Origin of the sequence: Ruoffia tabacinasalis, from assembly GCF_042652985.1 — a bacterium.
GTDB lineage: Bacteria > Bacillota > Bacilli > Lactobacillales > Aerococcaceae > Ruoffia > Ruoffia tabacinasalis.
The window spans coordinates 57,901-74,593 of the sequence record NZ_JBHSHQ010000029.1 but is presented as its reverse complement, the minus strand read 5'-3'; the positions used below and the strand labels follow the sequence as shown (position 1 = coordinate 74,593).

General features: G+C 35.6%; 16 protein-coding genes and 1 pseudogene. 15 read left to right on the top strand and 2 right to left on the bottom strand.

What is annotated here, in order from left to right; all coding sequences use genetic code 11:
• The first annotated feature begins 150 nt into the window (after positions 1-150).
• The 4 genes from ACFO5Y_RS05275 (at position 151) to ACFO5Y_RS05260 (ending at position 4,474) form a co-directional block, all read left to right on the top strand.
• Entirely contained in the window at positions 151-1,101 is a 951-nt protein-coding gene (locus tag ACFO5Y_RS05275) for a hypothetical protein (RefSeq protein ID WP_197104353.1), read from the top strand.
• A gap of 345 nt (positions 1,102-1,446) precedes the next feature.
• Complete coding sequence (locus tag ACFO5Y_RS05270; protein WP_197104354.1) at positions 1,447-2,934, top strand: SLC13 family permease; 1,488 nt, start codon at positions 1,447-1,449, stop codon at positions 2,932-2,934.
• A gap of 10 nt (positions 2,935-2,944) precedes the next feature.
• On the top strand, positions 2,945-3,220 hold the full coding sequence (locus ACFO5Y_RS05265) for a chorismate mutase (RefSeq protein ID WP_197104355.1): 276 nt from the start codon (positions 2,945-2,947) through the stop codon (positions 3,218-3,220).
• 24 nt (positions 3,221-3,244) lie between these two features.
• Positions 3,245-4,474, top strand: a complete 1,230-nt coding sequence (locus ACFO5Y_RS05260; protein WP_197104356.1) for an LL-diaminopimelate aminotransferase — start codon at positions 3,245-3,247, stop codon at positions 4,472-4,474.
• A 48-nt stretch (positions 4,475-4,522) separates the two neighbouring features.
• On the opposite strand, the gene ACFO5Y_RS05255 is transcribed toward ACFO5Y_RS05260, so the two are convergent.
• Entirely contained in the window at positions 4,523-5,986 is a 1,464-nt protein-coding gene (locus tag ACFO5Y_RS05255) for an FAD/NAD(P)-binding protein (RefSeq protein ID WP_197104357.1), read from the bottom strand.
• A 195-nt stretch (positions 5,987-6,181) separates the two neighbouring features.
• Between ACFO5Y_RS05255 and ACFO5Y_RS05250 the strand changes: the two genes are divergently transcribed.
• The 7 genes and pseudogenes from ACFO5Y_RS05250 (at position 6,182) to ACFO5Y_RS05220 (ending at position 14,033) form a co-directional block, all read left to right on the top strand.
• The gene (locus tag ACFO5Y_RS05250; protein ID WP_197104358.1) at positions 6,182-7,249 is read left to right on the top strand and encodes a DUF871 domain-containing protein; all 1,068 of its coding nucleotides are present in this window, start codon (positions 6,182-6,184) and stop codon (positions 7,247-7,249) included.
• A 4-nt stretch (positions 7,250-7,253) separates the two neighbouring features.
• Positions 7,254-8,156 carry an N-acetylmuramic acid 6-phosphate etherase gene (murQ, locus tag ACFO5Y_RS05245; RefSeq protein ID WP_197104359.1) on the top strand — a complete coding sequence of 301 codons (903 nt, stop codon included), beginning with the start codon at positions 7,254-7,256 and terminating at the stop codon, positions 8,154-8,156.
• Between the two features lie 2 nt (positions 8,157-8,158).
• Positions 8,159-9,654: pseudogene (locus ACFO5Y_RS05240) on the top strand (PTS transporter subunit EIIC).
• Positions 9,655-9,909: 255 nt separating this feature from the next.
• A complete protein-coding gene (locus ACFO5Y_RS05235) occupies positions 9,910-10,749 on the top strand; it encodes a hypothetical protein (RefSeq protein ID WP_197104360.1) in 840 nt (279 codons plus the stop codon).
• A gap of 21 nt (positions 10,750-10,770) precedes the next feature.
• Complete coding sequence (locus tag ACFO5Y_RS05230; protein ID WP_197104361.1) at positions 10,771-12,132, top strand: CapA family protein; 1,362 nt, start codon at positions 10,771-10,773, stop codon at positions 12,130-12,132.
• Between the two features lie 224 nt (positions 12,133-12,356).
• Positions 12,357-12,914 carry a hypothetical protein gene (locus tag ACFO5Y_RS05225; protein ID WP_197104362.1) on the top strand — a complete coding sequence of 186 codons (558 nt, stop codon included), beginning with the start codon at positions 12,357-12,359 and terminating at the stop codon, positions 12,912-12,914.
• A gap of 267 nt (positions 12,915-13,181) precedes the next feature.
• Positions 13,182-14,033, top strand: coding sequence for a helix-turn-helix domain-containing protein (locus ACFO5Y_RS05220; protein WP_197104363.1), 852 nt, complete (start codon positions 13,182-13,184; stop codon positions 14,031-14,033).
• Between the two features lie 94 nt (positions 14,034-14,127).
• Here ACFO5Y_RS05220 and ACFO5Y_RS05215 read toward each other — a convergent pair whose 3' ends face one another.
• Positions 14,128-14,274: an IS3 family transposase gene (locus ACFO5Y_RS05215; protein ID WP_380706367.1), complete on the bottom strand. Its 147-nt coding sequence runs from the start codon at positions 14,272-14,274 to the stop codon at positions 14,128-14,130.
• Positions 14,275-15,088: 814 nt separating this feature from the next.
• Here ACFO5Y_RS05215 and ACFO5Y_RS05210 point away from each other — a divergent pair.
• The 4 genes from ACFO5Y_RS05210 to ACFO5Y_RS05195 all read left to right on the top strand — a co-directional run bounded on the left by ACFO5Y_RS05210 (position 15,089) and on the right by ACFO5Y_RS05195 (position 16,595).
• Positions 15,089-15,220, top strand: coding sequence for a hypothetical protein (locus ACFO5Y_RS05210; protein ID WP_269434918.1), 132 nt, complete (start codon positions 15,089-15,091; stop codon positions 15,218-15,220).
• 110 nt (positions 15,221-15,330) lie between these two features.
• Complete coding sequence (locus ACFO5Y_RS05205) at positions 15,331-15,663, top strand: hypothetical protein (RefSeq protein WP_197104364.1); 333 nt, start codon at positions 15,331-15,333, stop codon at positions 15,661-15,663.
• A gap of 14 nt (positions 15,664-15,677) precedes the next feature.
• Positions 15,678-16,028: a hypothetical protein gene (locus tag ACFO5Y_RS05200; RefSeq protein ID WP_197104365.1), complete on the top strand. Its 351-nt coding sequence runs from the start codon at positions 15,678-15,680 to the stop codon at positions 16,026-16,028.
• Between the two features lie 9 nt (positions 16,029-16,037).
• Positions 16,038-16,595, top strand: coding sequence for a hypothetical protein (locus ACFO5Y_RS05195; RefSeq protein WP_197104366.1), 558 nt, complete (start codon positions 16,038-16,040; stop codon positions 16,593-16,595).
• Positions 16,596-16,693: the final 98 nt, after the last annotated feature.

Below are 16,693 nucleotides of genomic sequence, written 5' to 3'. Positions count from 1 at the left end.
TACTAACATTTTACACGAACCTGTTATGGGTTTCTTTATTTGTCGCACTTAATTTTACAATTCATCATATGCAAAAACTTCGATATATTTGAACTTTAGTTAATATAAAGCTTATAATATAAGTATCAAAGAAGATAGGAGCGTTTACAAATGAAGAAAATAATAAACGTCATACTTGTTACTTTATTAGTTGTCTTAACTATGGGGCCCTTACCGGCAAAAGCACAAGAACTTGCTCCAGATGATGTCTTGTTAAATGTGATTAATGGTTTGAAGGAAATTGAATCCTTTAAAGGTGACTTTGAAGGTAATATGGATTTAATTTATCCTGAAGGAACGATGGACTACACTGTTGATGGAAGACTTCAAGTCAAGATAGCTCCCGAACTTGAAGTAGATTTTGATTTAGACGCAACAATGAATGCTGAACATAATGATGGGTCGACAATGGATGAAACATATCATTTATTAAATTATATCATCGATGATACTATGTACACGTTGGAAGAAGATTCTACTAAAGAAGGTGAAAGTGAATGGGTCACTGCTGACCTTACTACGGTACTCGGTATGCCAGCGGAACAAATTACTACTCAATATCAAATGCTTGTATCAGTCATCGAAGGATCAATTCGTAGTTATTATATTCCGTCTAGGGTGCATCAGTTATTAAGTGAGAAAACAACGGTAGAAGAGCATGATAATGGCTACACTGTCACAATTAACTCTTTCGAAACAGAGGAAGAATGGATTGAATTCTTTGAAGCCTTAGAAGAGTTAGGAATGACTGTGACTCAAGAAACAGTGGATTCGGGTGTTGAGATTAGTAACCAAATTGAAAATTATGAAGGTCAAGCTATTGCTTTGGCTGATGGATTAAATTATACAATTACCGTCGAAATGGATGAAGATTATTTTATTACAGCGATTCAAGTGATAGTTGATTCAGATGTTCAAACACTCGAAGAAGCTTCAGCATCTGAACCTGATCCGGACATGCCAGAGTCATTGCAAGTAGAATTTAATTATAATGTCACTGACAAAAACTTTAATGAAAGTATTGAAGTGCCTGATGAAGTTCCAGTGGGAGTAGCTTCATAGAATAAATAATGAAAATAATATAAATTAAAATATTATTAGAATTTGATGTTGATTTCGTGTGAGTAGTCAGGTATACTGTTTGAAATAGAGAAATGAGGTTAGGAACATGCAACAATTATCCCATACATTAAAATCAATGTATTTTAGCTACTTTAGATAGCGTTCATACCACCTAGTATGAACGTATAACGAAAGTTCATATCTATGGTGGCTTGATATTGTTGTGTCTTGGCCGCTTAGAGTATAAATTAAGCGGACCTCCTAAAATGGCCAGTTTCGAGAACTGCTTAGTTTATGCTAAGCAGTTTTTTTGTTGAAAAGTTATAAAAAAGGGGAGTGTAAACAATGTCAAATTCTATATCAAAAGGATTTAAGACGAGTGAGATAATCTCAATCGTCATTAGTCTACTTATATTAGCTCTAGCTGTATTGAATTCAGCGATGCAAATTGGTTTTTTCAATATTCCAACCGTGACCTTTTCAGTTCTAGCTATTTTTGCTAGTAGCCTGGTATTATGGCTGTTTGTTGCCATCGATTGGCCAAGTATTTTATGTTTAATTTGTTTAGGTTTTCTACCTGAAGTCACTTATGGACAAATTTTCCAGCAGTCATTTGGTAATACAACGTTTGTCTTTTTATTCTTTACGTTCTTAGTGACACATGCCTTAGAACAAACATCATTTTTAAAGCGAGTTTCAGCATGGGCAATTAATAGTGCTTGGGCTCAAGTGAGTCCTTGGAGATTTGTTTTTGCTTTTCTATCGGTTATGTTATTAATCAGTACTTTCGTTTCACCAACGATCTTATTTATGATTGCTTTTCCTATCTATGAAGAGGTTATGACACAATTTGGTTTAGAAAAAGGGAATAAACAAGCTTCGAAATTATTAGTCGCCCTATATGCTTCAATAGCCATTGGAACGGCTATGACACCTATTAACCATGTGTTCGCAATTACTGCAATGGGACTTTATGAAACGGCCTACGGAACGGCAATTACGAATGCTCAATATATGAGTTTCGCAGTGCCAGCCGGTTTAACAATTTTCTTAATTCTTTTAGTCTCTCTAAAGTGGATTTGGCGGATGGATTTATCTGGCGTAAAACTGGGTGAGATTGCTTCATTATCAGATTTACCAAAAGCAGATAAGAAAGAAAAAGCGGTCGTTTCGATCTTTGGTGGAGTAGTTGCTTTATGGTTATTACCAGAAGTATTAGGCTTTATCTTACCTGGAGTGGCAGCATTTCTAAAATCAGCAGGAATTGCCTTTCCACCTATGATTGGTGCTTTAGCTTTAGCAGTGGTTCATGTTGATGGGAAGCCGTTAGTAAAGTTACAAGAGGGAATTTCTAAAGGTGTGTTCTGGCCGAGCTTACTGATCGTAGCGGCGACACTCACTTTGGGTAGCTTCTTATCGAATCCTGATATGGGTGTAATTACTTTAATCGAATCATTCTTAACACCACTGTTAGTTGGCTTATCACCATTATTAATGGTATTAGTCTTCATCCTTTGGGCAGCCTTGCAAACAAATTTCTCATCAAACTTAGTAACTGTGTCAGTTGTTACAACCATAGTTATTACAATTGCGGGGTCACAGGTGGATTTACCAATAAATGTGGCAGTCGTTGCGAGTTTAATTGGATTCATGGCGTCACTCGCATACATGACACCACCGGCAATGCCTTATATTGCTATCTCAATTGGATCTGGTTGGACCACAGCTAAAGATGCTTTATTATATGGTTTTTACTTATTATTATGGAGTGCCGCAAGTGCGGTATTAGTAGGATATACATTAGGAAGCGTATTTTTAAGTCAATTATCATAGGAGGAATAATATGTTAGAAAAACAAAGAGCAACCATTGACCGAATTGATCGCGAATTGGTAAAGTTATTTGAAGAACGAACGAAAACGGTTGAAGAAGTAGCTGAAATTAAATTAGAGAACAATATGGAAATCTTAGATAGTGGCCGTGAAGCGGTCGTTATCGAGAAAGTACAAAGTTACTTAGAAGATGATTCTTTAAAAGGTGAGTTAGCCGATTTATATGAGAACATTATGCGCATTTCCAGAGGTCATCAACAAGAATGGATGAGTAAAAGAAATTCGTAAGAGATAGGATAAAGGAGCAGTTTTATGAAAATAAATCCGAATTTTAATCGCTTACCTGGGAATTACTTATTTAATCATATTGCTGAGAAAGTCTCAGCATTCAAAGAAGACAATCCTGACTCAAAAATTATCAAATTATCTATTGGTGATGTCACTCAACCTTTACCAAGGGGAGTGGTCGAAGCAATGACTCAAGCAGGTCAAGAACAATTGAATTCTGAAACTTTCAAAGGTTATGGGCCAAGTACTGGCTATCCATTTCTAAAGCAAGCGATTATAGAGCATAGTTATCAAACATTGAATATTGATTTATCAGAAGATGAATTATTTATATCAGATGGTTCAAAGACAGATGCAGGAGCCATTCAAGAGTTATTTAGTCTGGAAGCTAAGATTGCCATTGGTGATCCGGCGTATCCAACTTATATTGATAGTAATGTTTTGGCGGGACGCTTAGGACATTATGATGATATGAGTCAAAGTTGGTCTGAATTAATAACGATTCCGATGACGGTCGATAATCACTATCAAGCGGTGCCAGATTTTGACCAAGACCAGCAGCCAGATGTGATATATATTTGTTCACCGAATAATCCCACGGGTGTCGCTATGACGAAGGATCAACTGCAAGAATGGGTCGACTATGCGATTGAGCATGAAAGTGTCATAATTTTTGATGGGGCTTATGAAGCCTTTATACAAGATGATCATATCCCGCATTCCATCTATGAATGTGAGGGGGCTAAGCAATGTGCGATTGAAATGCGTAGCTTTTCTAAGACAGCGGGCTTCACGGGTATGCGTATAGGTTATACTGTCATACCTAAAGAACTTGTGATTGAAGGTCAATCATTGAATGCCATGTGGACGCGTCGCCAACCAACGAAATTTAACGGTACCTCATATATCATTCAACGCGCTGCATTAGCGACTTTCGAACCGGAAGTTAAAAAAGAGCTGAAGGATAATATTGTATATTATCAACGTAATGCTCAGCATATGGTTGATGCTTTCAATGATGCGAGGATTGAACATTACGGAGGGGTAAATGCACCATATATTTGGTTGAAAACACCAAGAGACTTATCTTCTTGGGAATATTTCGATGAATTACTACAAGAAAGTCAAGTCGTCATCACACCAGGTTCTGGCTATGGGGCTAATGGTGAAGGCTTTATGCGACTGACTGCCTTTGGAACATTTGAAGATACAATTGAAGCGACTCAAAGAATCGTCGAAACTTATTATAAATAAAAAATACGGCTTGAAATTCTCAATGAATTTCAAGCCGTATTTATTTGTTTAATAGTTAGCAATGATATCTTTGACGAGTTGATGGCTAACGGATTGAATATTATAAGTTGAATTATTTAGATAAACGGCACCACTCACTAACATACCATGTGCATGAAATGTAGGAAATTCGCCCCAACTAGGTGAGATCACACATTGCGTTGAGACATTGAGACTCAATCCACCTGAAGTGTCAGGCATAATGTAGCGTTTATTTAATAGTGAATGAATTAATGGATGACCACTTAAATCGCCTTCTAAATGAAGGTTAACACCCGTTGCGTTAATAACCCAATCCGCACGTAAAATCTCTTCATTATCCTCATTCTTCATGATGTATTCACCTGTGTCGGCATCATACTCAACAGTTTCAACGTCTTTGAGAATGGTTAATTGACCGCGGTCCTCACCTTCAATAATAGCTTCAGCCGACTTCATCGGAAGTTTTCCTTTAACTAAGTTAAAGGGTTCTTGATATTTATCTAAGTATGCTTTTCGTTCTGATTCAGGCATATATTGCCATAAGAAATTCAATATACGCGTTGTAGAAACACCAATACGTTCTGTTTTCGCCATTAAATCTGAGTGATTTAAAGACTCTCTAAGACCTGCCGTTCCTGTTTGCAAAGCAATGTTACAGAAATCTTCAAAACGAATATTTAAATGATCAAATTCTTTTTGAATAAGTTTATCTAATGCGTCGAAATAGAGAATTTTCTCATCTGAATCCATTGTCGCTTTGACGTTATCCATCGTAATATGTGTCATTTTTAAATCACTGTAATTTGCTGTTCCAACTGTATGGAAAAAGTTATGACGTGAGAAAGCATACACGGATTCAATTTCACGTTCTTGTAATAGATATTTGAGAACGTCGATCGCAGTTAGACTTGTTCCAATAACAACGATACGGTCATCTTTAGAAAAGTCATGCGTTAAATCATTTAGTGGGTAAGGATTACTAATGTAGTTTGGTTTTCCGTTCAAATTGTAAGGATCTAATACGGGTAAAGAACCAGAACATAGATGAACACGATCATATTGACGAACCTCATTTGAATCAGTGACTAATTCCCACTGTTTTGTCTCACTTAACCATTGCATATCTTCGATGGTTTCATAGTGAACAGTTGCATTCAGTAGTTCAATTTGCTTCATTGTTCGATCATTTAAATACTCACCAAACAAGGCACGCGTCGTAAATTCAGGAATATCGCCTTCGATTTTAGCTTCTTCTTTCAACCAATGTTCATACTCACCTGGTTGTTCGTAATCGTAAGTAATATCAGTTGTTCTTGTATTTACAAGTGCTAAATCTGAATCCTCTCTAAAAGGTACCCCGCGCCCAAAGCTATGCGAGGTATCGTAGCAATCAATAGTAATAGCATGTTTTTTATCTTTTAATTCTTTTGCATAAGAAGTGAGATCAGCCGATCCGCTAATTCCCATCCCAATAATTGCGATATCCTCCATATAAAAAGGTTTTAAACTTTTATTCTAAGGATAATAATATCATATTCAAGTCTGTGTTAACAATTATCTAAAGTAACTAAATGCAATTGAAATGTAATTTTATTCCATTCAGAATAAAAACACAACATATGCATTGAAATTTCATTTCATAAGTTGTATACTTTGTTTAGAAAACGATTACAATGGAGTGAGGATATGTATGGAATTTCAATATATTTAAATGAAGATGTGACAGAAGAAGTTAAACAGTACATAAGACACATGCATGAGATTGGTTTTAAAGGTATTTTCTCGTCAATTCATATCCCTGAAGATGATTCAGAATTGTATTTAGATCGATTAGGGCAATTAGGTTCGGTCGCTAAAGATTATGAAATGGAATTAGTCGTTGATGTTTCTGGAGACGCCTTAAAGAACTTAGCTATTTATTATAAAGATTTAACTCCATTGATTGAACTAGGTGTGACTGGAATTCGAGTCGATTATGGAGTCAGTCATGAAGAGATTAAACTTATTAGTGAGCAACTAGATGTTGTTTTAAATGCGAGTACAATTAGCACAGAAGATTTGAATATTTTAAAAGAGTTAGAAGTGGATTTCACGTCGATTGAGGCTTGGCATAATTATTATCCGCGTCCTGAAACGGGCTTAGATAAAGTAGAGTTTATTAATATGAACAAGTGGCTGAAAGAGCAAGGAATTTCGGTCATGGCTTTTGTACCAGGAGAGAGTGATTTGAGAGGACCTTTATATGAAGGATTACCAACTTTAGAAGACCACCGTTACAAACAGTCTTTAGGGAGTGCGCTTGAATTAAGGCAAACAGCCTCCGTTGATAAAGTGTATATTGGCGACCCAGGTATGAGTACTTATAGTCAAATTCAGTGGGAAAAATATTTAAATGAAACAGTCTTATATTTCGAAGCAGTCGCGACTTCCAACACTATCGAACAACTGAAACATATTGAAGGGCGACATACTCAAAGAATAGACGCTGCTCGCGATGTCATTCGTAGTCAGGAAGCAAGGGCGAGACGAGATTTCGTTGTTAAACCGGAACAGATGACTGAACGACCGGTAGGTTCAATTACGATTGATAACTCCCATTATCTTCGATATGAAGGAGAAGTTCAAATAACCAAAACGAATTTACCAGCGGATGAAAGGGTTAATGTGATTGGTTATATACAATCGGGTGATTATCTTTTACTTGAGGCGATGAGACCTGGACAACCGTTTGAAATTCAATGGAAAAGAGGATAGATAGATGAAATTAGACAAGCTAACAACAGAGACGAGAAATGAAGCTTCGATGACATTAGACCAAATGAGCGTTCAAGAAGCTATTGCACTGATGAATCAGGAAGATCGCCGTGTACCCGAAGCAATTGAACAAGTTTTACCACAAATAGAAGCAGCGATTAAATTAATCGTGAAATCTTTTAACCAAGATGGTCGTTTAATTTACATGGGAGCAGGGACGAGCGGACGCTTAGGGGTCTTAGATGCAGCGGAATGTGTACCAACCTTTAGTACACCGCCTGAGATGGTCGTTGGTTTAATTGCGGGTGGAGAAAAAGCCATGTTATCAGCAGTTGAAGGGGCGGAAGATTCTGCAGAGTTTGGGCGAGATGATTTAAAAGAATTGAAATTAACTGATAAAGATATAGTCGTCGGAATTGCGGCAAGTGGTCGAACACCTTATGTTAAAGGTGGTTTGGCTTATGCTCAAGAAGTTGGGGCATCTACGGTATCGGTTGCTTGTAACAAAGGCGCTGAAATCAGTGAATGCAGCCAAGTAGCGATTGAAGTTGATGCAGGCGCAGAAGTATTAACCGGGTCTACACGTTTAAAAGCTGGAACGGCTCAAAAGCTCATCTTAAATATGTTATCAACAGTTTCAATGGTACAAATTGGTAAAGTGTACAAAAACTTAATGGTAGACGTACAACCAACTAATGAAAAGTTAGAAGAACGGTCCAAACGAATTATTATGCAGGCAACAGAATGTGACTACGAAGTGGCTGAAAAAGCTTTTCACGAAGCTGATAAAAACGTTAAAGTGGCCATTGTTATGGTATTAACAAATAATGATTCGAATAGTGCAATAGATTTATTGATTCAAAGTGATGGATTTATACAAGAAGCAATCAAAGAGGAGAGGGACTAATAATGAATTCAACAAAAGAACAATTAATTGCTAAAGAGATATACCAACATATGGGTGGTAAAGACAACACTACTGATATTTATAATTGTATGACACGTGTCCGGATTGATTTAGTTGATCCAAGTGTCGTCGATGAAGTTGAATTGAAAAAAGTTGACGGTGTCATGGGTGTTGTTCAAGACGGGAATAACTTACAAGTGGTTGTCGGACCTGGTACAGCTAGTAAAGTAGCAACTGAATTAGCGAGTATGTCAGGCAGTGTGAAAGGTGCGGCTGTCGATGAAAACCTTGACCCAGAATTAACATCTGGACGAGCAAGTACAGAACAAATTACAAAAGAGAACAAAGAAAAATATAAAAAAGGAAATGACAATGCCTTTAAACGTATTACTCGCTCTATAGCTAGTATCTTTGTTCCGTTAATACCAGCCTTCGTTGGTGCCGGTATTATTGGGGGGATTGCATCCATCTTCCAGAACATGATTACCGCTGGTCAACTCGATGCAGCCACTTGGGGTCATTCAGTTGATATACTAAATATTATTAAAAATGGTTTATTCGGCTACTTAAATATTTATGTAGGTATTAACGCTGCCAAAGTATTTGGCGCAACGCAAGGTTTAGGGGGAGTTATTGCCGGAATCATTTACTTATCAGGAATGAATCCAGAAAACCCATTAATAAATATCTTTACAGGTGAGCCATTATTAGCAGGTCAAGGTGGGATAATCGGAGTAATTTTTGCGGTATTCATCTTATCTTATGTTGAAAAAGCAGTAAGAAAAGTGATTCCGGATGCATTAGATATCATCTTTACACCAACAATTGCATTACTTGTAGTTGGTTTATTAACAATCTTTGTCATCATGCCAGTTGCCGGGGTCATTTCATCCTCGTTAGTTGGATCCATAAATTGGGTTCTAGATATTGGTGGAGCCTTCTCTGGCTTCATCTTAGGTGCGTTCTTCCTACCGCTTGTAATGTTCGGACTACATCAAGTATTAACACCTATCCACATTGAGATGATCAACTCAACAGGTCAGACAAACTTACTTCCAATCCTTGCAATGGCAGGGGCAGGTCAAGTTGGAGCAGCCTTTGCTCTAGGATCAGAGCACGTGAGAACAAACAATTAACTAATATGATAAAAGGTGCTTTACCTGTTGGTATCTTAGGAATCGGTGAACCACTCATCTATGCTGTCACTTTACCATTAGGTAGAACATTTATTACAGCCTGTATCGGTGGAGGTATCGGAGGAGCTGTTATCGGGTTCTTTGGAAATGTCGGTGCAACTGCCATTGGACCAAGTGGAGTTGCGTTAATTCCATTAATTGCTAACAATATGTGGTTACAATATGTCATCGGCCTAGTTGCCGCTTATATCGGAGGTTTCGTTGTAACTTACTTCTTTGGTGTTCCAAAATCAGCAATGGAGCCAACAGAATTACAAGGCTCAGGATCAGAAGCAATTGATCCCTTGGCAGAGTTTAGATAAAATATATGTAAATTAGAACCGGGTACGATAAGTAGCGAGAGTTATTGCTACTTATCGTACTCGGTTTTTGTTTTTATGGCCTATCTTGCCCAACAAGCAAAAGTTAGGTAAGATAACACAAAAAAATCCAAAGAAACAGTCTAAATCTCATCCAACTCAATTTTAAAGCGGTGGTTTTACAAAAAAGAATAGTGTAAACTTAGTATTATAGAAAACGATCACAGGAAAAATACAATGGAAAGGAGAGTAGAAATTATGAAAAGAGTATTACTAATATCTTGCCTGGGAATTTTAATGACAGGACAAGTAATCACTGTAAAAGCAAGTGAGAACGTTCCAGCAGATTTGGCGACACAAATTTTAGAAGGTGAGTTCAGTGATGAATCTAAGGAAAGTGTCTATAAGAAAGTCAAAGAATTATTAGATCTGACGAAAGTAGCTGTTCAAAGTAACATAAATATTGATGGGATTTTTGGAGTGGATGAGCTGATTGATCGCTTTGGTGATGACTATACCTACACAGATGACATGATTAGTTATGATATGTGGGTGGTTGTAAATACTTTCAAATTGACCGCTGCTATTAATGAGGATAATAAGGTCGAATATTTCTACGGCTATTTTTATCCAACTTTTGAGACCATAGAACCATCAGACTCAGAAGAGGACTTAGAGCTAGTAAAAGATACATTGGCTAATTTGACATCATTACCAAGTTTTGAAGCTTTAGATTCAGCCTATGAAGATTATGATTTTTCATTTATTCAAGATGAGATGACCTATATATCAGGAAGTCAAAGTTATACTTATGCATGGGATTCGAAAGAGTTGCTTAAATATGAAGTGGGACAGGCAAATTATGGTCGTGCAAATCTCACTATTACACAAGCTGATATCGATACATTGAATGAGATTGAGGATTTGGGAATCCAACGAGTTATTGAAACAGTGGGTGAAAATTGGACGTATGTCTACAATATTCAAGAAGACAGTCAGCAATTTATCTGGAAAGATCCTTTAGGAAAAACGATAAGTGTCGATGTGACAGATGAATTAATGGTAAACAAAATTGAAGCTAAAGGATTAAACGAATAAAGGGAACGTAAGGAGTCAACAATGTCAAAGAGAAGAACAGAATGGATTATTCTTGGGATTAGTATATTAGTTATAGTTACAGGGGTGTACTTTGTCTATAACAACTTTTATTTATCGCAAGCAAGTCAAGAAATTGCATCAACAGAAGAACAAGTATCAATGGAAAATACATCCAATAGTGAATCAGAAGAAGAAGCTTTGCAAGAACCAATAAAAGACGAATTCCTCTATACAGGACTCCCAATAAAGGAAAGCCAAGAACCTTATCAAGGCGTAGAAGGGGAGCTAACGCTGCGTTCGGTAGGGGACGTATTAATTCATGACAGAGTGAGTTATCTAGCGGATACAGAATCGCCAGTCTATCAAGATACAGTTCAACAGATGAATGAAGCGGGCTTTGATTCGGAAACATTTAACACTGACGCAGCGTATGACTTTATGCCGATGCTAGCTTATATTCAACCTTATATTGAATATGCTGATATTTCGATGGCTAACCTTGAAGTGATTGCTGCCTCACCCCAATTACCAGTCAGCGGGTACCCACAATTTAGTGCACCACATGAAATTATTCAAAATCTTAAAGCCGTTGGCTTCGATATTGTAAGTAATGCGACTAACCACACGCTTGATTGGTACGGGGAAGGCGCACATTATTCCTTACAAAATCTACAAGAAGCAGATATGATGTATGTTGGAAGTTATGATTCTTGGGAAGATTATAATACTCCAAGAATCATTGAAGCGAATGGAATTAGCGTTGGCTTTCTTAATTATTCCTATGGAACAAATGGTATGCCAGTTCCAGCAGGTGAGGAGTATTTAATTAGCCTTATTGATGTGCCACTGATGGTTGCGGAAGTAGAAGCGCTGAACCAGCAAGTTGATGCAGTTGTTGTGAGTCTGCAGCTTGGTGAAGAGTATGGAACTTTGCCTAATGATGAGCAGTTCTATGTCTTTCAAGCTTTGAGTGATGCAGGTGCTAAATTAATTTTAGGTGGGCATCCTCATGTGTTACAACCAATGGATTGGTATAATGATGGCGATACATTCGCAATCTATTCTCAAGCGAGTTTCCTCTCAGGACAACGAGACCTTGATAATAAACAAGGTGGAATTACAGAAGTGACGTTCAAGAAAGACGAGACAGGCGAAGTTTCAGTTACTAACCCTAAATTCATGCCGATATTCAATCTTGGTGTAGAAGCAGAGAAAATGTATCAAGTTGTTCCTTATGCTGATATTGAATTACATCAAATACCAGATGGACAACTGTGGTGGGATACCATTGAAGAGCGGATGCATACTTATATTGAAGACTTTGACTTTGTCACACACTTGGAGACAGAAGCCTCTGAAGAAGTAGCGGACGTGTTCAGATAAAATAATACGATTAATAACCCCCTTTACAAAGAGTTAGCTTGTGGAAAGTCCGATGCTAACCGTCTTGTTTGTAAAGGGGGTTATTTACCTTAAGATAATAATATTGACTTATGATTTGTCATATTATAATATGAATATAGTAATATAGACATAAAGGAGTGAGGATGCCTCAATATTTATAGTTGCCCAATGCATTGAATGTTACAGAAAAGAAAGGTGATATAATGAAAAAAATAGTATCGTTTTTGATGATACTAATGCCGATGATATCTATAAGTCTAACACCCGTTTCTGCCAACGATAATCAAAGTTATGTAAGCGAGAATGAAGAGAGTCCTATTAGCCATATCGTATTTAACTCGAATAGCGTTCAATTGACTATTAATAATGAGGCACCTGAAGCAAGAGAAGTCATGCTCCTTTTAGCAAATCACACAGACAATTCTGCCTTGAATCAACTTGATCCCAACTCAGAATCCGATGATATCCAATCACTGCAAGAAGAGTTAGGAATTAGTTTTAATGCCATTGAAGATCAACTGGATTTAGATAATAATCCGACTGTTTTCAATGTGATTCAACAAATTCAAGATGCATCATCTGGAATTTACTCGTCCGTTGATCCGATGGGCAATGTTGTATTCACCATTACTAACCCAGAAATCGTCGAGTCGGATGAGAGCATTCGCATTAAGTTGTTTAATAATGACCTAATCGAGTTCACACGTTCTGATGATAATTCGATTGAATATAATTCTTATGACTTTGCGTTAGAAGAGTAAGTAAAATAATAAACCCATCTCGATTTTTGGAGATGGGTTTATTTAGTTATAGGTTAAATTCTGCTTATACGCTAATACCAGCTTCCATACTAGCGAATTCCTACAAGCAATCCTAATAAATTGAATCTTTCTTCAATCATTCAGATAGTCAAGATTTAAGATGAATTCTTAAAAGAGAGAAATATTTTATTTGAGATATTTTGCATTGCTAATGGTATAATAAAAGTTATAAGTAGATGTAAAATGATTTAAGGGGAGGTTTTAATTTTGCTAGGATATAGAATGAAAAATAGAAGAAAGGAACTGGGTTTAACACAAAGTGAACTTGCAGCTGATATTTGTGAACAAAGCCAAATCAGTAAAATTGAAAATAATGATTATGCACCAAGTTCAGATATTCTATATAAGTTGTCAAAACGACTTAATGTATCTATGGAATATTTCTTTGACAATAATATTGAAGATTCACAAACGAATTTAACCCAGTTTAAGGAATTAGCTGATAATCTTTTAAAAAAAAGAGACTTCAATGCTTTAAAATATCTACTAGAAGTAAAAATTGAAAATGATGTAGTTATTACTTCTCAAGATGCCATATATATCGAATGGTTGAAAGCCATAATTACATATAATGTTAAAGGCCAAAAAAATGAGGCTATAAAAAGATTAGAAAAAGTAGCAAAAGATGTAAAAGAAGAACACTCGTTCTATTTAGAGTTTTGGAATGTGTTATCCTCATTTTACTTTGAAAATGGAGAGATTGAAAAATATAAAAGATCCTTTTTAAATAATATTAAACAGGCAGAAAAATTGGATCTTACTTTTATAGATAACTTCCAGTTGTTAATTAAAATCAGATATAACTATGCAAGATTTCTCGTGAAAAATAAAGAGACACCAATTGCGATTCGAGAAATTTTAGAAGTAATTGACATTTGCAAAAAGTATCATAGTAGTTATCTTTTAGCGGACTTATTCTGCTTATTAGCAGACATTGGAGAAAGCTTTCTAACAGAAACTGAAATCGAGGATTACTATAACAAGGCACTTATATTATACAAAGTGTACGATAATGACTTGATGTACTTATCTTTGAAAGAGTATCTTTCAAAATCTTAGTGATGAATAATTCTTACGAAAAAGCTGGAAAAATAGACTTGAGTAAAAAACGTAATGAAGACATTAGAATGCACTGAACCTCCAAAGTTGGAGTTTATATAATTGAATAATAAGCAGTCAGTTGAGTGTCTTGTTTTCGGTATGCTACCGGAAATAGGCTACTCAATTTTGTTTTAATCCGTGTATTGCTGTAATAATCGATATAGTCTTCAATACGAGTTTTGAGTGAAGTATAAACCAGAGAATTCCGATCTCCTAATTCAGAGAATTCTATTAAATTTTCACACTTCTTAAGAATAATTTGGTAATTCCCGTGAGCACTGTTTTTAAATTTTTCGAATGGTTGAAGAAGGTTCCTTTTTTGAAAAGTATTGGTATTAAATTCACTCTAGAGCTTAAGTAAATACTGGTTGTATTCATTAATACTGAAGCAATGATAACGGCTTGCCTGGATTATCAACAAGCCGTTGTACTTGGGTGAGCAAACCGTGTAGGTACAATAAATTTTTGATGGTGGATCACCATAATTTCCAAAGTTGGATTTAAAAGCAGTTTGATTTTGTGTTTTCACCAACATCTATACGAAAATTGTCATGTGAAAACAAAGTAGTAATATCCTGGAAATACTCAAAATATATTTATGGGGGCTTCAATCTATCTTAGCTTCTTTTGATTGATACACGATTGAGTGTTAGTATAGCCACAAAAAAGTAAGGTTTTGCAAATAATCTATTTTTGGTCCAATGTATGTCAAAAATATTTGGATTTGTTCTTCTGATTTATGATGAAATCTAATACTTAGCCTAGCTATAGAGAAGCCATCATTTAAAAGTAATTTTGGTAGTTCAATGATATCCGACAAAAATAAATTTTATAACGAGATATCCACATTTTTTTATAAAAGGAGAAAAAACAGGTCAAAGTTTTCTTCATCCAACACTTCATATCCCAATTGGGATATCTACTTGAAATAAACGTATGTGAGATTTAAAATATTTGACAAGAGATAAAATAAGCGATATATTAAATATAAATTAGAAAAGGAGGATACTAAAGTGCGAAGATTATCTTTGATTATGATATTAAGCTGTTTACTAAGTAATAGTGCAATAAAAAACTATGATTACTATTCAGTAAATGAACCTTTTGGATTTGATCCAGGAATTGCTTATGACGTAGATGATTGATACATACGGATTAGAAGAGTACCTTGGGTAAATTTATAATAAATCAAGGGAAACTATGAAAGTTAGTCGTAATTTTTCTAATTGGATAATTAATAAGGACAGTATAATGTATGAAAAAATATAAGATTTTATTAACAGGACTATTAATTGCTACCTTAGTATTACCTACATCTGTTGCTATAGCTTTTGAAAATGATAATGAAATAGATATTTCTAGTAATATAATTGAACCACTTGATGTAAGAAGAATGTGGATTGAAATGCATCCCGTTTATGGAAATGGTCCAGCAACCTTTTACTATCATAATGGATATTGGCATGGTTACTTACAAAAAGTTGGTTTTACTCCTCGACCAAACTCAATGTCGTATTATAGTGGCTATGTATATCCTGTAGATTCAGCAATACCTATTCCGTCTAAAGCTCCCGTTGAGGCAAAATAGAAAGGATAATTAAAATGAAAAAAATAATAGCATTAATTTTATTAACTATTTCTTTAGGAAATGTAACACTTTCGCATACAGAAGCATCAAATTTTGATAGTAGTGATATAGAAAATAATTTATCAGCACATACAATAAGAAAAACTGTTACAGTATTTGTTGGGTATGGTTCTTTTCCTCCTAGTTATTCATCTACTTACTCATATAATGATGGACTCTATAAAGGGATTTTGCACGAATCTTATTCTGAAAGACGATATGGTGGAGGTATAGGGGATAAGATGTATGCGTGGTATGTGACTTATACAGGGTATGTAACATCTAATTCAGGTAACCCAATTAGTAGAGTAATTGTAGAGGAGTAAGATATTCTGATGAAAAAAATATTAAAGTATATAATCTTATTAGTATCACTAGTATCTATTAGTTCAATTTCTGTTTCTGCCAACGATAATCAAAGTTATGTAAGCGAGAATGAAGAGAGTCCTATTAGCCATATCGTATTCACGTCGAATAGCGTTCAATTAACTATCAATAATGAGGCACCTGAAGCAAGAGAGGTCATGCTCTTATTAGCAAATCACACAGACAATTCTGCCTTGAGTCAACTTGATCCCAACTCAGAATCCGATGATATCCAATCACTGCAAGAAGAGTTAGGAATTAGTTTTAATGCCATTGAAGATCAACTGGATTTAGATAATAATCCGACTGTTTTCAATGTGATTCAACAAATTCAAGATGGATCATCTGGAATTTACTCGTCCATTGATCCGATGGGCAATGTTGTTTTCACCATTACTAACCCTGAGATTGTCGAGTCGGATGAGAGCATTCGCATTAAGTTGTTTAATAATGACCTCATCGAGTTCACACATTCTGACGATAATACGATTGAATATAATTCTTATGAATTTGCTTTAGAAGAGTAAGCAAAATAATAAACCCATCTCGATTTTAGGAGATGGGTTTATTTATTTGTAAGTTCATATCTGCTAATTCGCTAATACCAATATCCATATTAGCGAAA